14 protein-coding genes are annotated in these 19451 nt (G+C 71.6%); 4 read left to right on the top strand and 10 right to left on the bottom strand.

Annotated features, from left to right (window positions below; translation table 11 throughout):
• Nucleotides 1–407: 407 nt before the first annotated feature.
• The 9 genes from mtnC to ACWEKR_RS32640 all read right to left on the bottom strand — a co-directional run bounded on the left by mtnC (nt 408) and on the right by ACWEKR_RS32640 (nt 8344).
• A complete protein-coding gene (mtnC, locus tag ACWEKR_RS32680) occupies nt 408–1100 on the bottom strand; it encodes an acireductone synthase (RefSeq protein WP_452357776.1) in 693 nt (230 codons plus the stop codon).
• Nucleotides 1097–1672 (bottom strand): 1,2-dihydroxy-3-keto-5-methylthiopentene dioxygenase, encoded by a 576-nt coding sequence (locus ACWEKR_RS32675; protein ID WP_452357775.1) that lies wholly within the window; start codon nt 1670–1672, stop codon nt 1097–1099. Before ACWEKR_RS32675 ends, mtnC begins: the two co-directional genes overlap by 4 nt.
• Nucleotides 1669–3366: an S-methyl-5-thioribose-1-phosphate isomerase gene (gene mtnA, locus ACWEKR_RS32670; protein ID WP_452357774.1), complete on the bottom strand. Its 1698-nt coding sequence runs from the start codon at nt 3364–3366 to the stop codon at nt 1669–1671. The genes ACWEKR_RS32675 and mtnA overlap by 4 nt, the downstream gene beginning before the upstream one ends.
• 74 nt (nt 3367–3440) lie before the next feature.
• Nucleotides 3441–3782 carry a DUF1330 domain-containing protein gene (locus ACWEKR_RS32665; protein WP_452357773.1) on the bottom strand — a complete coding sequence of 114 codons (342 nt, stop codon included), beginning with the start codon at nt 3780–3782 and terminating at the stop codon, nt 3441–3443.
• 170 nt (nt 3783–3952) lie between these two features.
• Complete coding sequence (locus tag ACWEKR_RS32660; RefSeq protein ID WP_159849505.1) at nt 3953–4123, bottom strand: hypothetical protein; 171 nt, start codon at nt 4121–4123, stop codon at nt 3953–3955.
• 493 nt (nt 4124–4616) lie between these two features.
• Nucleotides 4617–6359, bottom strand: a complete 1743-nt coding sequence (locus ACWEKR_RS32655; RefSeq protein WP_452357772.1) for an NTP transferase domain-containing protein — start codon at nt 6357–6359, stop codon at nt 4617–4619.
• A gap of 82 nt (nt 6360–6441) precedes the next feature.
• On the bottom strand, nt 6442–7197 hold the full coding sequence (locus ACWEKR_RS32650) for a VOC family protein (protein WP_452357771.1): 756 nt from the start codon (nt 7195–7197) through the stop codon (nt 6442–6444).
• A 54-nt stretch (nt 7198–7251) separates the two neighbouring features.
• Nucleotides 7252–7563, bottom strand: a complete 312-nt coding sequence (locus ACWEKR_RS32645) for an MGMT family protein (RefSeq protein ID WP_159849499.1) — start codon at nt 7561–7563, stop codon at nt 7252–7254.
• Between the two features lie 4 nt (nt 7564–7567).
• Complete coding sequence (locus tag ACWEKR_RS32640; RefSeq protein WP_159849497.1) at nt 7568–8344, bottom strand: alpha/beta fold hydrolase; 777 nt, start codon at nt 8342–8344, stop codon at nt 7568–7570.
• Nucleotides 8345–8416: 72 nt separating this feature from the next.
• On the opposite strand from ACWEKR_RS32640, the gene ACWEKR_RS32635 reads away from it, so the two are divergent.
• Together ACWEKR_RS32635 and ACWEKR_RS32630 are read left to right on the top strand one after the other, a co-directional pair.
• A complete protein-coding gene (locus tag ACWEKR_RS32635; protein ID WP_452357770.1) occupies nt 8417–11833 on the top strand; it encodes an ATP-dependent helicase in 3417 nt (1138 codons plus the stop codon).
• Nucleotides 11834–11876: 43 nt separating this feature from the next.
• A complete protein-coding gene (locus tag ACWEKR_RS32630; RefSeq protein ID WP_452357769.1) occupies nt 11877–16673 on the top strand; it encodes a UvrD-helicase domain-containing protein in 4797 nt (1598 codons plus the stop codon).
• On the opposite strand, the gene ACWEKR_RS32625 is transcribed toward ACWEKR_RS32630, so the two are convergent.
• On the bottom strand, nt 16630–17043 hold the full coding sequence (locus tag ACWEKR_RS32625) for a DoxX family protein (RefSeq protein ID WP_452357768.1): 414 nt from the start codon (nt 17041–17043) through the stop codon (nt 16630–16632). The two genes, ACWEKR_RS32630 and ACWEKR_RS32625, sit on opposite strands and share 44 nt — an antisense overlap.
• A 309-nt stretch (nt 17044–17352) precedes the next feature.
• On the opposite strand from ACWEKR_RS32625, the gene ACWEKR_RS32620 reads away from it, so the two are divergent.
• Entirely contained in the window at nt 17353–18408 is a 1056-nt protein-coding gene (locus ACWEKR_RS32620; protein ID WP_452357767.1) for a potassium channel family protein, read from the top strand.
• A gap of 46 nt (nt 18409–18454) precedes the next feature.
• On the top strand, nt 18455–19360 hold the full coding sequence (gene nudC / locus ACWEKR_RS32615; RefSeq protein ID WP_452357766.1) for an NAD(+) diphosphatase: 906 nt from the start codon (nt 18455–18457) through the stop codon (nt 19358–19360).
• The last annotated feature ends 91 nt before the right edge of the window (nt 19361–19451 follow it).

The following is a 19451-nucleotide window of genomic DNA, read 5'->3' as shown; positions in this document are numbered from 1 at the left end:
ACGGTGGTGGTCGTGGCCGGTTTGGCTACCACCGGCTGGATGACGCTGTCATCCGCCGGCGAGCGGGGCTGAACGCGAATCGGCCGCGCGGTCGACCGGCCGCCGGCTCCCGGTCACACGGTGGTGGTGGAGCGTGACGCAGGCTCGTGTCCGCGGCACGTCGCTGGATTGCGATGAGGCAAGCCATGTTCCGAACCAACCGAGACGAACTGCCTCGTGGTCGGCTGCGCCGCCGCGGTTCGCCGGTTCCGGGCCTGCGGTTTCGTCACCACTGCCACTCTGCCCGGCGACGGCGGACGCTCGGTTCCGGCATTCGACGCCGAATCACGGTGTGCGAGCTGATCATGACCCGTTCCGCACGTGATCGTGCGGGCGGTGGGGGGCCGGACCCCCGAAGTATCCCGCGTTCAGGCCTGGGCGGTGGGATCGATGTCGGCGAACGTGCCGACCCAGCGGTGTGGCGGCCGAGGCGGATTGGGCTCGCCGGGACGCGCCAAGCCGACGACCCGCCATCCGGCGGCGACGGCGGCGTCGAGTTCGTCGGGGTGGTCGGACAGGAAGAGGATGCGCTCGGCGGGCGCCCCGACGGCTCCGGCGATCTTGTCGTAGGAGGACGATTCCCGTTTGCCGCCTGCCGTCGACAGATCGAAGTACCCGCTGATCAGCTCGGACATGCTGCCGCCGCGCGCGAAGGCGAACCAGTCCCGCTGATTGCGCACCGATCCCGACGAGTAGACGTACAGCGCGAGCCCGGCCTCGTGCCACGCGGCGAGCGCCGGAGGCACGTCCGGGAAGAACTCGCCGTGCAGCGCGCCGTTGCGGAAGCCCTCCGCACAGATCAGACCCTGCGCGGTCTTCAGCGGCTCGGCCTTGACGTCGGTGTCGAGCCATTCGCGCAGGATCGCGGCGGCCTGCTCCGGGTCCGCGTCCGGACGCCCGGCCAGTTCCCTGGTCGCGGTCAGCACCGGCGCCGCGGCCGCGGAGCTGTTCGCGGCCAGCCACGCCGGAAGCCGCTCCCGCGTATAGCCGTACAGATCTTCGCGGACCGCGGCGGTGGGGCTGGTGGTGCCCTCGATGTCGACGACGACGGCCTGGATCACGGCGCGGTCAGCAGCTCGTCGAGGGTGGGAAAGCCCGCGCTGATCTTGTCGCCGGTGAAGTCGCCGACCCAGCCGTCCTCTTCTTCGAAGAAGCGGATGGCGATGAAATCCGGGCGCTCGCCCATGTCGAACCAGTGCAGCGTGCCCGCGGGCACCGAAAGCAGGTCTCCGCCCTCACACACCACCGCGAGGACCTCCTCGCCCAGGTGCAAGTAGAAGCAGCCGCGCCCGGCAGCGAAGAAGCGCACCTCGTCCTCGGCGTGCCGGTGCTCGTCGAGGAACTTCCCGCGCGCGCCCGCGGCGGTCTGCGGCCACTGCGGGTCGCTGTCGTCGGGATGGATGCGGGCGATGTCGATGTGCTTGTAGCGGCCGGATTCGTTCAGTTCCGCGACGTTCTTCGCGTAGTGCGCGAGCAATTCCTCCGACGGCACCGACGCGGCGTTCTCGACCACCGGCCAGCGGCCGAAGGTGATGCCGCGCTCGGCCAGTTCGGTGCCGATCACCTCGTCGTCGCCGGTGCGTACGCGCACGTCGGCCGCGTCGGCCGCGGCCATCACCTGCAGGAGGGTCATGTCAGTCCAATCTCGAGAAATTCGTCGCGCGGGCCGAAAGCGGCCGGGCCGGCGGTGCGGGACACCAGCTCACACAATGCTTCCAGGCATTCGGCGCGATCGCGCGCCTGGGCGAGATCGGCGCCCCACGAGGTGATCCCGTGCCCGGCGATGATCAGGACCGGCAGCGCGTCGGGATGGTCGAGCAGGTAGCGCTCGATGTCCGCTCCGATACGCGGCACCTCGGGCCAGTTCGGGAAGACCGGGATCTCCGCGACGGCCGGATCGTCGCCGCCGAGCCCCTTGATCAGCTCGTAGTCGGTGATCCGCAACGTGCCGAGCGTGCCGGGGACCGCCGAGCGGGTGGCCAGTGCCGTGGCGAACGGTGGATGGATGTGCACGACCGCCCCGGCCGGGCGGGTCCGGTAGACGGCGGTGTGGATCGTCGTCTCCGCGGAAGGCCTGCGCCCGTGGCCTGCGACGGGCGCGGAGTCCGCCACGCGCACGGTGACCATGTCGGCCGCGGTGAGTTCGCCCTTCGACAAACCGCTTCCGGTGACGACGGCGGTGGCGCCGGTGCGCACCGAGATGTTGCCCGCGGTGCCCGGCATCCAGCCGCGCCGGTACAGCTCGCGGGCGAGGTCGGCGATGGCCGCGCCGGGCGACAGATCGGATCCGAGTTCCGGGGCGGTGCTCGCGGCCGCGGGCCCGCCTGACGGATCGCCGCGGTGCACGACGCCGTTCTCCGTGACCACCGCGGTCACCAGTTCACCCGGCGTCACGTCGAACGCCGGGTTGAAGACCTCGGTGTCCGCGGGAGCGGTTGCGACACCGCCGAATCCGGTCACCTCGGCCGCCGCGCGTTCTTCGACGACGATCTCCCCGCCCGTGGCCATCGAGAGGTCGCGGGTGGACTCGGGGGCCACCACGACGAACGGGATGCGGTGGTGGCGGGCGGCCAGCGCCAGACCGTAGGTGCCGATCTTGTTGGCGACGTCGCCGTTGGCGGTGACCCGGTCGGCGCCGACCAGCACGCAGTCGACCTGTCCCGTCGCCATCGCCCAGGCGGCGGCGGAATCGATGGTCAGCCGGTGCGGGATGCCCGCCTCGGCGAGTTCCCACGTGGTCAGCCGCGCGCCTTGCAGCAGCGGGCGCGTCTCGTCCACCAGCACGTGCTCGAGCGCGCCGCGCTCGGACAGCACCCGCAGCGTTCCGATGGCGGTGCCGAACGCGCTGGTCGCGAGCCTTCCGGTGTTGCAGTGGGTGAGCACCCGCAGCGGCCGGTCCGGGCACAGGCTCAGTACGAGGTCGGCGGCGTTGGTGGCGGCGGCCCGGTTGACCCGGCCGTCCTCGGCGAGCATTTCCAGCGTCTCGGCCAGGACCGCGTCGGCGCCATGACCCACCTTCGCCCGGACCCTTCGCACGGCCCAGGCAAGGTTGACCGCGGTCGGCCGCGCGGCGGCGATCCGATCCGCCTCGGCTTGCGCCGCCACTTCGTCGACCACACCGTCCGCGGTGTGCGCCGCGGTGGCCAGGACGACGCCGAACGCTCCCGCGATGCCGATGGCGGGCGCGCCGCGAATGGCCAGCGTCCGGATCGCGTCGATGACCTGGTCGACGGTGCTCAGCCGCAGCTTGCGCACTTCGTGCGGCAGTCCGCGCTGGTCGATGGTGACGAGCGCGCCGTCGTCCCAGACCAGAGAGCTGTCGTCCATCAGCGTCCTTATCCCGTCGAGCCGTGTCGTGCCTGGTCAACGGTATCGGACGGGGACGGCGCGCCGAAATCGCGTCAGCCGGACGCGGCGCGCAGCTCGGCGGCGCGTTCGCGCGGGTCGTAGCCGGGGCCGACGCCCTCGATGAGCAGCAGGTCGCCGTCGATGTGCTCGGCGCGCAACGGCAGGATCTCCTGATAGGCGGGCGAGTGGTACCACTCCCGGGCTGCGGTCATCCCGGGGAACTCGATCAGCACCATGCTGCCGGGCCAGCTGCCCTCGACGACTTCGACCGGCGGGCCGTGGATGACGAAGCGACCGCCGAACGGGTCCAAGGTGGCCTGGATGCGTTCCAGGTATTCCAGGATGTCGGGATGGGGCCTGCGACTGCGGAGGTGGGCGAAGCCATAGGCGGACATGGCGTTTGGCATTCCTTCGTTCGATGACACCGGGAATGGCGTCGAATCGACGGTAGGTCCGCCTTGCGTGGGGTGACAATTACCTTCGGGGTAAGCACGCCGGTCCGAAACGACCGCTGCCGCCGGTCCCGGGAGGAGGTGGGGCCGGCGGCGCGGGTGGCGCAGATGAATTAGCGGCGGCGCTCCTGCTCGCCGCGCCGGTCGGGCATGTCGTTCTTCATGCCCCGACGGCCTTCCATGTCCGCGCCCTCGCGCATGTCCTGCTCTTGGCGCTGTTGCTGCTGCTGCCTCGGCATCTGCTTCGGCATTTTCTTAGGCGTTTTCTTCGACTTTTCAGTCATCTCCACACGGTCCTTTCCGGGGGATTGATATTCGCCTAACGAACTCACGATAGCGAGCAGATATGGCTTCCGGAAGGGGAATTGAAAAATATGGCCATGAGCGGCCGGTTCGTGCATATGCCCAGGTGGGGGTGCCTTGGGGTGCGGTTTCGAATAACAAATAAGACTCGCATCTACCGCGCGTCGGATTTTCCTGCTACGGCTGTGGGCGGGCTGATATCGAGTGACTCGGAACAAACGTGCGAAAGGCGGGTCCGTTAGTTCGATATCGCTTGGTTCGGCACTGTCGGCATATTGCGTCGAATCGAATTCAGCTGTCGCGGGGACATGGGCATGCGATGCGAGTGGCGTGCCGCGGGGGGCGGAACATGCTGCGACAAAACGGGTTTCGCCGAGATCGCCGAGGGGCCGGCGTTGTCTTGTCTTCCAGCGCGCTCGTGGTCGCCTTGATAGTGAAGGGGCGCAATCCGTTCGCGGCCCGCAGCTCGAGCGCTCAGCGGCGCAGCGGCAGGAATTCGACGATCGCGCCGTCCTCGGCGCCGGGTGGGACGACGACCAGGCCGTCGCGGTCGACCAGGCCCCCGAGATGTGCCGTGCGGATCGCCGGGTCACCGATCCAGCCGCCTTCGTCGGCGGCGCGTGCCGGAACGATGCGCGGTACCGGCGCGGTGATCTCCGCGGCGTTGTGTAGCGGGCCGCGCAGCGGGCGGGCGGGAGAGGCGCCGGTGCGGCCCTCGACGATCGCGGGCGCGAGCGCGAGCAGCGTCGCCACTGCGGCGAAGGGGTTGCCGGGCAGGCCGAGCACCGTGGTGCCCGAGACGAGCTGCGCGACGACGGTGGAACCGCCGGGACGCAGCCGCAGCCGTGGCACCACGATCTCGGCTCCGGCGCGGGTCAACGCGGCGCGGAGCTGGTCGGCCGCCCCGCCGCCGGTCGCGCCGACGATCGTCAGCAGGTCGCAATCCGGCGCGACGGTGAGGACCTCGTCGAAGCCGTGCGGGGTATCGCGCAGGTGCACCCGATCGGTGGTGCGAATACCGCACCAGGACAACAGGTCCGGGAGGATCGGGCCGATCGAGTCGCGCGTCTGCCCCGCCTGCAGGGGTCCCTCGCTGCGGATCTCGTCACCGGTCATGACGATGCGCGCGCGTACCGGGCCGCGCACCACCGCCGCGCCGACCTCGACGCTGGCGGCCGCGGAGATCAGCGCCGCGGTCACCGGCGTGCCTTCCGGCGCGACCGGATCACCGGCCTCCCGGTCCTCGCCGCGGCGGCGGATGTCGTCGCGCAGCGGGGTGTCCGGCAGGCGGTAGAGCGTTTCGTCGGCGATATGCGCGAACTCGTCGCGTAGCACGCGCGTCGTACCGTCAGGGACGTGCGCGCCCGTCGCGATGCGCACCGCCTCGCCGGGCAGCAATCCCACCGGTCGCCGCCCGCCGGCGAAGCCGATGTCGCGGCGCAGGCGCCACGGTCCGTCGCCCGCCACCGCGTATCCGTCCATTGCCGAGACGTCGAAACGAGGCAGCGGACCGGCCGCCGTCAGCGGGCCTGCGAGCGCGGCGCCGAGCACCGAACGCAGGTCGGCTTCGTAGGCGGTGAGCCGGGAAAGGCTGTCGCGCAGCATATCTCGCGCCTCGGCGAGATCCAGCGGAGGCTGCTGCCGCGGTGCGTCGACCGCCGCTCTGGCCTGCCGCACCTGCTCCTCGGTGTCGCAATCGCCGACGCCGGGGAGCGGGATGATCGCGGCGGCGGCGGGTATCAGCGCCTTCATCGGCTGGTTGACCAACGCGCCGAGTTCGTCCAGCGCCGCGGCCAGCGCGGAGCGCCGCCATACCCCGATCAGGTACTGCGGCCGCCCCGACTCGTCGGCCGCGAACACTGCGTCCGCGCCGGATTCGGTGGCGTGCCGGATCAGCTCGGTCACCGCCCACGGCGACAGGAACGGCAGGTCGGCGGCGAGCACCACCACCAGCGGGGCGGCGGAGCCGAGCGCGCGCAGACCGGTCTCGATCGCCGCCACCGGACCCGAACCGGGCGGCACCTCGCGGACTTGGATGATCTCCGGCGAAAGCTCGGGCCGGTGCGGCCCCACCACCGCCGTGTGCTCGCACGAGGCCACGGCGGTGAGCGCCACCTCGAGCATGGAACGGCCGCCGATGACGATGGCCGGTTTGTCCACACCGCCCATCCGGCTGGCCCGGCCGCCCGCGAGCACGATCGCGTCGGCGGCGGTCACACGCCACGACCTCGAGCTAGGTACACCATGGCGGCCATGCTAATTCGTCACCGCCGGGAAGCCCGGCAGCGGACGGCGTCGATCAGGCGTTCGACCAGAAGCGGGCCGGTGGCAGCAGCCGGAACTCGTTGCGTTCCGGGTCGGCGAGGACCAGATCGGTGTGCCGGTCCGGCGCCGGTGCGCCCCGGTCGACCGTCGTCGCGCCCGCGGCGTGTAGCCGGGCCACCTCGGCGGCCCGGTCGTCGGCCGGGAACGAGGTGAGATCCAGGCGCAGTCTGGTCCGGCCGGATCCCGCTTCGGGGGTGCGCACGAACTCGAGCCAGGAGCCGAGACCGGTCGGTGAACGCAGCCCGGCCAGCCGCTCGCCGCGCCGGGTGGCGGGCCAGCCGGTGGCGGCCGACCAGAACTCGGCGAGGCGCTGCGGGTCGCGCGTGTCGACCACGACCGCGGCGACGGCTCCGGTGTCCACGTACTCCTCTCTGGGCTCGAGCACGCAGAACTCGTTGCCCTCCGGGTCGGCGAGCACGTCCCACGGCACCGCGCCTTGGCCGATGTTCACCGCTCGCGCGCCCAGGGCCAGCGCCCGGTCCACCTGGGTGCGCTGGTGGTCCAGCGAGCGGGTGGCCAGATCGAGGTGCAGGCGGTTCTTGCCGACCTTGGCCCGCATCGCGGGCAGGAAGGTGAGCGCCAGTTCGCCGCCGTCGGCGTCGGGGGCCGCGACGTTCACCTCGTCGGGACGGTCGAGGGTCACGCTCCAGCCGAGCAGTTCGGCCCAGAAATCCGCGACCGGACGCGGGCGGTCGGCATCGAACACGACACATGCCAGGCGGGTGGGCATGGATCCACGGTACTGGCCGCCGTTGCGGCAGGGAGGAATTTCGGTGCGGGGCGCTCACGCACCCGGGAGATCGGGCAACGGGAAGCGCGCGGCGCGCAGGTCGACGCGCCCGTCCCTGATCGGTACGCCCTCCGCGGCGAGCAGGCGCAACTGGCGGTGGGCCAGGTGCGCGGCGGGTCTGCCGCTCGCGCCGAGCACGCGATGCCAGGGCAGGTCGGCCGAGTCGGTGCGCATGATCCAGCCCACCGTGCGCGGCGTGGACAGCCCGGCGGCCGCGGCGATGTCGCCGTAGGTGACCACCCGGCCGGGTGGCACCGCCGCCACCAGGGCGCGGACCTGCTCGATCTGGGCGTCGGTGGTCGGCATCGGCTCAGAGCACCGAGCGCACCAGCTCACCGGTCTGCGCCGGATACGCCTGGGCGACCATGTGATCGCAGTTCCATTCGAGCACGGTCAGGTTGGCGCCCATGTGCTCGGTGAGCGCCGCGCGGAACTCCGGCGTGACGAACGGCGGGTGCACCTTCATCGCCTGCACCAGCACCGTCGGCAGATCGGCGGGCGGCAGCACCCAGTGCCGGGCCAGCTGGCCCCAGTAGGAGTTGACGGCGGGCAGGCTCATCCGCCAGCCGAAGCGCCCGTCGGCCGTGGGCATCAGATGTTCGTCGAGTTCGGCTTCGAGCAACCGCGGCTCGACGTCGCCCCAGCCGGTGTCCAATTTGTCCTGGCGCGCGTGCTCGACGCTGTCGTAGTCGGCCGAGACCAGGGTGGACAGCGCGATCTCGTTGAGCCATTCCGGTTCCAGCGCGATGGCCGGATCCAGCAATACCAGCTTGCGCACCAGTTCGGGATGCCGATGCGCCAGGTGCAGCGCGCACGCGCCGCCGAAGGAGTGCGCGACGACCACGACCGGGCCGTCGGCCTCCGTGCCGACCAGTTCGACCAGGTCCTCGACGATGGTTTCGAAGTTCCACGGCGGTAGCGAGGTGGAGCGTCCGTGCCCGCGTAGATCGGGTGCTAGTACCCGGACGTCGGGCAGGTGCCGGGTCGCCAGGTCTTCCCAGCGTTTGCCGTGACCGGTCACACCGTGCAGGGCGAGCACCACCGGTCCCGTCGTCGGACCGAACCGGTGGACATTCAAGACAGACACCGGTCCATTCTGACCTGCGTCGCGATCGGCCGCAGCGCCGGTCGGGCGGAGGCGTGTACCGGCGTGTCGGTCGTGTCTGTTGCAATAGCCCGCGTGGTGCGATCGGATGGCGCGGTGCGACTGGTTCGCCGGAATGTGGTGGCGCCCCGGCCGCGAGACTGGGGCGCCGACGTTCGCGCGCTGCTGGACGCCGCGGCCGAGGCCGGTCCCGCGCGTCCCGGGTGGCGGCCCTGGCAAGTGCTCGGCGGGCCGGGCACGGGCAAGACCGCTTTGCTGGTCGATCTCGCCGCCGAGCGCATCGCGGCCGGGGCCGACCCGGAATCCGTGCTGGTACTGGCCCATTCGAAGCAGGCGGCGAGTGCCGTGCGCGACGCCGTCACCACGCGGCTGAGCGGACCCGAGCCCGGCGCCGAGGGCGGTGTGCCCGGCGCCACCCGGGAACCGTTGGTGCGCACCCTGCATTCCTACGCCTTCTCCGTGCTGCGCCGACATGCCACGGCGCACGGCAACCCGCCGCCGCGTCTGCTGACCGGGGCCGAACAGGACGCGGTGCTGCGCGAGATGCTCCGCGGTGATCTCGCCGACATGGCCGACGGCGCGCGCGGATTGTGGCCGGAGCGACTGCGGCCCGCGCTCGCGCTCGGCGGGTTCGCCGAGCAGTTACGCGATCTCATGCTCCGCGCCACCGAACGCGGCATCGGGCCGGAAGACCTGGTGCGGCTCGGCCGGGAACACGACAAGCCGGAGTGGGTGGCGGCGGGCCGGTTCGCCATCCGCTACGAGCAGACGATGCTGCTGCGCTGGTCGGTCGGGGTCGAGGCGCCGGAGGCCACCGCGCCCGCGCTGGACGCCGCCGAACTGGTCGGCGCGGCGCTGGACGCGCTGGCCGCCGATCCGAACCTGCTTGCCGCCGAACGCGCACGGATCAGATACCTGCTCGTCGACGACGCGCAGCACCTGGACCCGCAGGCGGCGATCCTGATCAAGGCGATCGGGCACAGTGCGCGGACCACGGTGATCGCGGGTGATCCCGATCAAGCCGTCTTCGCCTTCCGCGGCGCGGACGCGCGGTTCGTCGCCGAGCTCGACGTGCCGCCCGAGCGGCGCATCGTGCTGCGCGACAGTCATCGGTTCGGCGGTCGGGTGGAGCTGGCGGTCGCGCGGATCGCGGCACGTCTGCCGGGCAGTGCGGCCCAGCGCATCCCCGTGCCCGAACATGGCGCGCCGCGGGAGGACGGCACCGAGGTGCGGGTGCGCGTGCTGGCCACGCCCGCGAAGGAGGCCGCGCTCATCGCCGACCACTTGCGTCGCGCGCATCTCACCGGCGGGGTGCCGTGGTCGCGGATGGCGGTGATCGTCCGTTCGGTGCCGCTGTCGCTGGCCCCGCTGCGGCGCGCTTTGCTCGCCGCGGGCGTGCCGGTGCAGCAGCCCGCGCTGGACACTCCGCTGGCGCGCAGGCGGGGCGCGGCCTGGATGCTGCTGTCGCTGCGCGCGGTTCTGGCCGGTGAAGCGGCGCAGCAGGGCGCGGAGCCTTCGTTCGAACCCGAGGACACCCTCGACCTGCTGTCCGGGCCGCTGGGCGGCGCCGACCAGATCGCCTTGCGCAGGCTGCGGCGCGGCATCCGGCGCGCGGTGCTGGAATCGGTACGCGCCGGGGCGCGAAGTGGGGAGATCGACGACGATCCGGACCGCGACGCGGACCTCGACCGCCCCTCCGCCGTGGTCCTGCGTGACCTGCTGATCGGAACCGGCGATCCGGGGATTCTGAACCGGCTCACCGAGGTCGAGGCCGCGCCGCTGCGCCGGGTGCTGGACGCGCTGCATCGGGCACGCAAGGCGCGCGGGCGCGGTGCGGGTCTGGAAGACGTGCTGTGGGCGCTGTGGACCTGTTCCCGGCTGGAGCGGCGCTGGGTGGCGCAGTCGGAGCGCGGCGGCGCGGTCGGCATGCAGGCCGATCGCGATCTGGACGCCGCGGTCGCGTTGTTCGACGCGGCCGCCGCCTACGTCGACCGGCTGCCGCGCGCGAGCATCGAAGGATTCGTCGAATACCTGTCTCAGCAGGAGATTCCGCAGGACGCGGCGCCGCGCACGCTGCCGGGCGAGGCGGTGGCGCTGCTGAGTGCGCACGCCGCCGCCGGGCGGGAATGGGATGTGGTCGCCGTCGCCGCCGTCCAGGAGGGCATCTGGCCCAACCCGCGCGCCCGCGGCACCCTGCTGCGCACCGAGGATTTGATCGATCTCACCGCCGGCGTGTCGGATGCGGGGGAGTGGGTGAGCCGTGCTGCGCCGATCCTCGCCGAGGAGCGCAGGCTGCTGCTCGTCGCGTGCAGCCGGGCCCGGCGATCGCTGCTGGTCACCGCCGTGGAGTCGGTCTCGGGCGAACGCGATCTGGTGCCCTCGCGCTTTCTCGCCGAACTGCTCGGCCACGACGACGACGGCGAGCCCGGTGCGCTTCCGGTGGTCGACCCCGGGCGCGCCCTGGTGATGCACTCGCTCGTCGCCGAATTGCGCGGCGTCGTCTGCGATCCCGAGGCCGACCCGGAACGCAGGCGGCGCGCCGCGCATCAGCTCGCGCGCCTGGCGGACGCGGGTGTGCGCGGCACCCATCCTGACGACTGGTACGGCACCGCCGAACTCAGCTCCGGGCGTCCGCTGTGGACCGAGGACGACGGCGCGGTGGCGCTGTCGCCCTCCACGGTCGAACTGCTGCGCACCTGCCCGCTGCGCTGGGCGCTGGAACGCCACGGCGGCACCGACGGCGATAATCCGCACGCCGTCAAGGGCAACCTGGTGCACACGCTGGTGCAGGCGCTGGCGGGCCGGGTGCCGGAGGACCAAGTGCACGCGGCGCTGGATCGCGCCTGGCAGGCGGTGGATCCCGGGACAGGCTGGCATTCCCGCCAGGAGCTGCGCCGCACCGAGGCGATGCTGGAGACCTTCCTGGCCTGGGTCCGCAACACCCGCGGCGAACTCACCCAGGCCGGCGTCGAGGTGCCGGTGGACTGTGTGTTGCCCGGGCGCACCGAAGACGAACCCGCGGTACGGATCCGAGGCCGCATCGACCGGCTGGAGCGCGACGCGCAGGGCCGATTCGTGATCGTCGACGTGAAGACCGGCAAGTCCCCGATCACCAAGCAGGCCGCCGTCGATCACGCGCAGCTGGCCACCTACCAGGTGGCGGCCGCCGCGGGCGCGCTCGACGCACCGGCGGAATCCGGCTCCGCCGACGCGGAAGCAGCCACCGGCGAGCCCGGCGGTGCGCGGTTGGTGTACGTCGCGAAGCCGAGCAAGGTGGAGGGCGCTACTCAGCGCATGCAGCCGCCGCTGGACGCCGAGGCGCTCGAGCACTGGCGCGACACCATCCATCAGGCCGCCGCGTCCACTCAGGGCCCCAGCTACCTCGCCATGCGCAACGACGGATGCCGCCACTGCCCGGTGGCGGGCAGCTGCCCCGTGCAGGACCGCGGAAGGCAGGTGACCGACGAGTGAGCGCGCCGTCGGTCTCGCCGCGGCCGGTCGCCGGGGCGCCGCCGTGACCGGGCGGGTGACGCCGCAGCAGCTGGCGCAGGCCCTGGGCCTGCCACCGCCCACCGAGGAACAGGCCGCCGTGATCGCCGCGCCGCCCGGCCCCACCCTGGTGGTGGCGGGCGCGGGCGCGGGCAAGACCGAGACGATGGCAGCGCGAGTGGTGTGGATGGTCGCGAACGGGCTCGTCCTCCCGGACGAAGTGCTCGGACTGACCTTTACGCGCAAAGCCGCCCAGCAGCTCACCGCCCGCATCCGGACCAGACTGGCCCGGCTCGCCGGCGCGCCGCTGCTGCGCGAACTCGACCCCAGCGGCCGCTTGCGCGCCCAGCTGACCGGCGCGGAACCGGAGATCAGCACCTACCACTCGTACGCGGGCAGGTTGCTCACCGAACACGGCCTGCTGCTTCCGGTGGAGCCCTCGGCGACCCTGCTCACCGAGACCCAGCTCTGGCAGCTCGCCCACCAGGTGGTTCGCACCTGGGACGGCGACCTGGAGACCGAGCGCACCCCGGTGTCGGTCACCGAGGCGGTGCTCGCGTTGTCCGGGCAACTGGCCGAGCATCTGGTCGAACCCGAAGATCTGGCCGAGGCGCACACCGAACTGGCGAAGCTGGTGTACACACTGCCCGCCGGTCCGCGGCAGCGGGGCGGGCCGAGCCAGACGCTGCTGAACATCGTGCAGGTGCAGCGGGAGCGGGTAGCACTGCTGCCCCTGGTTCAGGAGCTCGCCGAGGCATTGCGCCGCCGGGGCGCACTGGACTTCGGCGCGCAGATGTCCCTCGCCGCCCGCCTGGCCGCCGAGCATCCCGAGGTCGCCGCCGCCGAACGCGCCCGCTTCCGCCTGGTCCTGCTCGACGAGTACCAGGACACCGGTCACGCGCAGCGAGTTCTGCTCGCCGCCCTGTTCGGCGGTGCGCCGGACTCGGCGGCACCGACGCAAGCCGCGCACGGCGATTTGGGTGCTGCCGGAGGGCGAGATCCGGCTGACGCGGATGTTTCCGCCGATGTCCCGCGGGCGGCACACCCCGGCGCGCCCGGCGGCACCCTCGGCGAGCCGCTCTCGGGTGAACCGGCGCGAAGCGGTGGGATCTCCGGCGCAGCCGAGTACACCGATCCGACTGTGCTGGAAAGAAACTCCAGTCACGTCGGCGTGGTCGATCCAGAGGAGCCGGATCCACAGTCGTCGACGGCGGGCGGAGATCAGTCGGGCGGCGGCACGGCGGCGGACGTGTCGCGCGATGTCGTTCGGGGTTCGGATGTGCCGGGTAGGAGCGGTTCGGGGGGCGTGTCGCGCGATGTCGTTCGGGGTTCGGATGTGCCGGGTGGAAGCGGTTCGGCGGACGTGTCGCGCGATGTCGTTCGGGGTTCGGATGTGCCGGGTAGGAGCGGCTCCGGGCGCGAGTCGCGCGGCGACCCCAGCGGTTCGGATGCGCCGATCGCAAGCGTCTCCGCACGCCCCGGTGCGCAGGAGGCGCATCTCGAGCCGTCCACGGGGCAACTGTGGTCCTCGGACGACGCTGCGGCTCCGGCCACCGACCGGCGTGCGCAGGACAGCCGTGCCCAGCGGTCGGCCGAGGGCAAGCGCGATCCGAATGTGCCACCGGGCACCGGGTTTTCGCAGACCGCCGACGCTCGCGCCGGTGACTCTCCGCAGCACGATTCCGACGTCGATACGGAAAGAGCAGGGCAACCGAGGTTCGCCGGTGCGCACGACCCGCACGCCGCACCTCGGCGACGCGACCACACCCCGGGCCCGCGCGAAGCCCAGCGCCTTGCCGTGACCGCCGTCGGCGACCCGATGCAGTCGATCTACGGCTGGCGTGGCGCTTCGGCGGCGAATCTGCCCCGGTTCGCCACCGACTTCCCCAGTGCGGCGGGCGTGCCCGCTCCGACGCTGGCGTTGCTGACCAGCTGGCGCAATCCGCCGGAAGCGCTGGCGCTGGCCAATCTCGTCGCGGAACCATTGCGGCGCAAGGCGCTGGAGGGCGGCGGCGTGACGGTCGACGCGTTGCGGGCCAAACCCGACGCCGGGCCGGGAGTGGTCGCGCTGGCGTCGACCGAGACCGTGGCCGCCGAACGGGAGTGGGTGGCCGAGCGGATCGCCGCGGAGTGGGCAGCCCGGCGGGCGGCGCAACAGCAGCCGCCCACCTCGGCGGTACTGGTGCGTCGTAATGCCGATGCCGCGCCGCTCGCGGAAGCACTACGCGCGCAAGGACTGCCGGTGGAGATCGTCGGGCTCGGCGGGTTGCTCGCCACACCGGAGGTCGCCGACATCGTCGCCACCCTGCGGTTGATCGCCGAACCGGGGTCGGGCAGCGCGGGCATGCGCGTGCTGACCGGCGCACGCTGGCGTATCGGAGTCGCCGACATCGCCGCGCTCGCCCGCCGCGCCAGGGACCTGTCCATCCGGCGTCCCGGGTCGGAGGGCCCGGCCGAGATCACCGACGGCGCCGCGCTGGACGAGGCGTTGCGCGAAGTGGCGCCCGAACCCGCCGAACAGGCCGGGTTGGCCGACGCGATCGCGGATCCCGGTCCGGCGGAGAACTATTCGCCCGCAGGCTTCGCCCGTATCGAGGCGCTGGGCCGGGAGCTGGCCGCTTTGCGCGAACGCAGCGGGCAGCCGCTGGCGGAGTTGGTCGCCGACGTCGAGCGCACCATCGGCGTGGGGGTGGAGACCCAGACCCGGCGCGCCATGGCGGGCACCGGAGCCGGGCGCGAGCATCTGGACGCGTTCGCCGAGGTGGTGGCCGGATACGCCGCGGACACCGGCGCCTCGCTCGGCGGGTTGCTCGCGTTCCTCGCCGCCGCGGAGGAGGTCGAGAACGGCCTGGAGCCCGGCGAGGTCGAGGTCGCCAAGGACCGGGTGCAGGTGTTGACCGTGCACGCGGCCAAAGGCTTGGAATGGGAAATCGTTGCGGTCCCACACGTGGTGGAGGGCGTGTTCCCGTCCAAGGTCGGTTCCGGCACGTGGCTGGGCGCGCTCGCCGAGCTGCCGACCTCGCTGCGGGGAGACCGTCGGCAGGACGACGCGGCCGAGGGCGTGCCGGTGCTCGATCTCACCGATCTGTACGACCGGGCGGACCTCGATCGCGCGATCAAGGCGCACAAGGAAGCGCTGGAGCGCCGCCGAATCGAGGAAGAACGCCGCCTGTTCTACGTCGCGCTCACCAGAACCGAACGTGTGCTGCTGGTTTCGGCGCACTACTGGGCGGAGACCGGCAATACCCCGAAGGGCCCCTCGGACTTCCTGCTGGAACTGAAGCACGCGAACGACGACACCGGCAGCCCGGCGCACGGCGTCCTCACGATCGACCGCTGGGACGACCCGCCCGCCGCCGACGCCGTCAACCCGTTCACCGACAATCCCGCGACCGCCGAGTGGCCCCGCGACCCGCTCAGCACCCGCCGCGACCCGATCGAACAGGGCGCCGCGCTGGTCCGCGCCGCCCTCGCCGACCTCCGCGCCGATGCCGGACGCGGCGATCAGGAGCCCAGGATCGGCCCGAACCGCCGGACTCGGAACCCTCCTGCACCTGCCGACGATGAGCCGGGCTTCATGGAAGCGGCGGCTTCGTCCCCGTCGCGCGCCGAGCCGAAGTCCGCGGGCGAACGAGCCTACGACCCGGCCGAGGTGAGGCCGGATCGCGCAGTGGAACCCGACTACCGCCCGTCGGGCGGCGAGTGGGGTGGCTCTGGTGAGTCGGCTGCTGATCCGTCGGGCGTCGAGTCGGGTGACGCCGCTGAACCGGCCTACTATCCGCGCGCCGACGAGCCGGATCCCGCGAGCCGAGCGAACCACCTTCCGCCTGGCGACCAGACGGGTGGTTCAGCGGATGAACCGTTCTACTACCCGCCCGACGACGAGTATCCGCCCGACGATTTCGCGGATTTCACGGCAACCGAATACGCCGACCCCTACGCGGACATCGAGCCCTACTCCGGCCCGGGACCCGACCCGGTCGAGGAGTACTTGTCCGACGAACGGGCATTCGCCGCGACCGGCTTCGCGCCGCCTCCACCCGAGGACCCGTATCGACCGGAGCACATCCAGTCCGCCCCGGATCCCGACGATCCCGAAGGCTGGGCCGCCGATGTCGACGCCCTGCTGGCCGAGCACCAGGCGGCCGCGACGGCCGCCGAGGAGGTCGAGCTACCCGGACAGATCGCGGCGACCGCTCTGGTCGAGTTGCGCGCCGACCCGGCGCGACTCGCCGCTCGCCTGCGTCGCCCATTGCCTTACCCGCCGAACCCGCTGGCCCGTCGCGGTACCGCCTTCCACGCCTGGGTGCAGCGGTGGTTCGGCTCCACGCGACTGCTGGGTCTGGACGAATTGCCGGGGGCGGCCGACAGCGGCGCGGCCGACGCGGGGCTGGACGCCGAGCTGACCGCGATGCAGCAGGCGTTCCTGAATTCTCGCTGGGCCGATCGCAGCCCGATCGAGGTCGAGATCCCGTTCGAGACCTCGATCGCGGGCACCGTGATCCGCGGCCGGATGGACGCGGTGTTCGCCGAACCGGGCGGGCGCTGGATCGTCGTCGACTGGAAGACCGGCGCCGAACCCGGCGCCGCCGAGGAACCGGCGGTCGCCATGCAGCTGGCCGTCTACCGCCTGGCCTGGGCGCGGTTGATGGCCGCGCGGGAGGGACGGCCGGAGCACGAGATGCTGCACCGGATCGGCGCCGCGTTCCACTACGTGCGCACCGGGCGGACCATCGCGCCGGTGAACCTGGCCGGTCCGGAGGAACTGGCCGAGCTGATCAGGAACGCCGCGCCCGCCGGCTCACCGCCAGCGCCTGAGTGATCAGCGGGATCTGCAGCGGCAGCCGCAGGGCCGAGCCGGCTTTGAGCAACCGCGGCGCCTTCTCGCTGGCCAGCATGTCCGCGGTGAACTGCACGTTGGCCGGGAACACGGCGATGAACAGCAGCGCCGCGATCCGTCCGCCGAAGCTGCGGGTACGCGGGATCGCGAGGGCGACGGCGACGCCGATCTCGGCCACGCCGGAAGCGTAGGTGTAGTCGCGAGCCTTGCCGGGCAGGAAGCGCGGCACGATCGAATCGAACGGCTTCGGCCGGACGAAGTGCAACACTCCGGCCCCGAACAGCAGCGCGGCGAGGGCCAGCGCAGGCCGCCGCCCGCCGTCGGATACGGATGTCAGCGAATTTTCAGCCATGAGGCACCCTTACATCTACGCCCCTGCGCGTCGAACCGGGGCCACCCGCAGCCTGGACCGCTCGACTCGATATCCAATGCCGCCGCACACCGAGTCCCGAGCTCGAACACCAACACGCTCAGCGCACCGCACCCACGTCTTTCGAGCGAAGCGAGACCGAGCATCCGCCGTTCGCGGCCCGAGCCGGGCCGCGAACACCCAGCGCCGCAGGCGCTGGAAGAACAAACACAGTAGGCTGCCCTGCTGTGCCGGAGCGACAAGGAATACCGGGGATGACCGACACGAGCGACGAGATGACGGGTGCGTCCGGTGTTCGGTGAGCGAGCGCGCGGCCTGGGGCTGGCCAGCCGTCCCGATTTCGCCTTGGTCGGTGTGCTGCGCATCCCGGAAGTGCAGAGCAGCCCGTGGATCTCGCTGACCAGGCGGGTGCTGTTCGCCACGGCGCTGCTGTTCCTGGCCGCGCTGGTGGTGTATCTCGGGCGCGCGGGCTATCACGACAACTCGGGTAACGAACTGTCGTTCCTCGACGCGTTCTATTACGCGACGGTGTCGCTGTCGACCACCGGATACGGCGACATCCATCCTGTGACGCCCGAGGCGCGGCTGGCGAACATCGTCATCATCACCCCGCTGCGCATCCTTTTCCTGATCGTCCTGGTCGGAACCACACTGGGCGTGCTGACCGAACGTTCCCGGCAGGCTTTCAAGATTCAGCGATGGAGGCACACCGTGCGCAATCACACCGTGGTCGTCGGATACGGCACGAAGGGGCGGACCGCGATCGATGCCATGCTCGGCGACGGGGTGCAGCCCGACGACATCGTGGTGGTCGACACCGACGTGGTCGCGTTGGAGGCGGCCGCGAACGCCGGCCTGGTCACCGTGCACGGGTCGGCTACCCAGTCCGACGTGCTCCGGCTGGCCGGCGCGCAGCACGCGGAGTCGGTGGTGGTCGCCACCAATCGGGACGACACCGCCGTGCTGGTCACCCTGACCGCCCGGGAGCTGAACAAGGCCGCCAAAATCGTGGTGTCGATCCGGGAGGCGGAGAACACGCACCTGGTGCGGCAGTCCGGCGCGAACTCGGTGGTGGTGTCATCGGAGACGGCGGGCCGGTTGCTCGGCATCGCGACCACCACGCCCACGGTCGTGGAGATGATGGAAGACCTGCTCACCCCGGAGGAGGGTTTCGCCGTCGCGGAGCGCGAGGTGGAGCCGTCCGAGATCGGCGGTTCGCCACGGCATCTCAGCGACATCGTCCTCGGCGTGGTGCGCAACGGGGTGCTGTACCGGGTGGGCGAGCCGGAAGTCGACGCGGTCGAGTCCGGCGACAAACTGCTGTACATCCGTCGCGCTGGTAAGTGACCCTACCGGGAGCCGGGCGGTAGCTCGGGCGCGATAGTCTCGAAGCGTGCCGGCTTTTCAGCTCAATGGTGTTCCGTTGCTGTCCCGTTCCGTGATCGATCGCGCCGAGCTGATCCGGGGTGACGCGCAGGCTCTGAAGGAGGGCTGGGCCGCCGCGAAACTCTTGCGGGTCAACCGCCGCGGGCAGGTGCGCTTGGAGGACGGTGTGCTGCTCCTGGAACCGGCCCTGGAGTTGTCGGCGGAGCCGAGCCCGGCCGCGGTATTCCTCGGGGTCGAGGACGGCATCCATCTCTGGGCGGTGCGCGATCCGGAGCTCGAGGGCACGCTCACCGACTTGCGCGTGCTGGCGGGCGGCGCCGTCGACGACCGCACCGCCGGGTTGTTGTCCACCGCGATCGCGCTGCTGAACTGGCACGACAAGGCCGGTTTCCACGGTGCGGACGGCACGGTGACCACCTCGTCGAAGGGCGGGTGGTCGCGCGTCACCGAGAGCGGCTACGAGGAGTTCCCGCGCATAGATCCGGCGGTGATCTGCTTGATCCACGACGGCGGCGACCGGGCGCTGCTCGCCCGCCAGCACGCCTGGCCCGAATCGCTGTTCTCGCTGCTGGCGGGATTCGTCGAGGCGGGCGAGTCGCTGGAGCGCTGCGTGGAGCGGGAGATGCGCGAGGAAGTCGGTCTCGACGTGCGCGAGATCAGCTACTTGGGCAGCCAGCCGTGGCCGTTCCCGCGCTCGCTCATGCTGGGCTTCGCGGCGGTCGCCGATCCGGAACAGCCGCTCATCTTCTCCGACGGGGAGATCGCCGAGGCCGCCTGGTTCACGCGCGCGCAGGTGCGCGAAGCGCTGGCGGTGGGCGACTGGTCGAAGCGGGATGAGGGCGCCCAGTTGCTGCTGCCCGGTTCGATCTCGATCGCTCGCACCATCATCGAATCCTGGGCCGCGCTCGACTAGTGCCTCGTCCAAGTAGGTTGCCTCGGTAACCGGGTGTCGGGTTGATCGTGGACCTGTTGCCGGTGATGCTGCCGGTGGAGGTGGTGCTGGT

The organism is Nocardia sp. NPDC004573 (assembly GCF_053602135.1).
Note: the sequence above shows the minus strand (reverse complement) of the source record. Positions and strands in the feature narration are given on the sequence as shown.

Excerpts from the sequence above, each read along its gene's own strand:
- ACWEKR_RS32675 (WP_452357775.1), bottom strand. The coding sequence starts at position 1,672 with ATGACCCTCCTGCAGGTGATGGCCGCGGCCGACGCGGCCGACGTGCGC.
- mtnA (WP_452357774.1), bottom strand. The coding sequence starts at position 3,366 with ATGGACGACAGCTCTCTGGTCTGGGACGACGGCGCGCTCGTCACCATC.
- ACWEKR_RS32665 (WP_452357773.1), bottom strand. The coding sequence starts at position 3,782 with ATGTCCGCCTATGGCTTCGCCCACCTCCGCAGTCGCAGGCCCCATCCC.
- ACWEKR_RS32660 (WP_159849505.1), bottom strand. The coding sequence starts at position 4,123 with ATGACTGAAAAGTCGAAGAAAACGCCTAAGAAAATGCCGAAGCAGATG.
- ACWEKR_RS32650 (WP_452357771.1), bottom strand. The coding sequence starts at position 7,197 with ATGCCCACCCGCCTGGCATGTGTCGTGTTCGATGCCGACCGCCCGCGT.
- ACWEKR_RS32645 (WP_159849499.1), bottom strand. The coding sequence starts at position 7,563 with ATGCCGACCACCGACGCCCAGATCGAGCAGGTCCGCGCCCTGGTGGCG.
- ACWEKR_RS32625 (WP_452357768.1), bottom strand. The coding sequence starts at position 17,043 with ATGGCTGAAAATTCGCTGACATCCGTATCCGACGGCGGGCGGCGGCCT.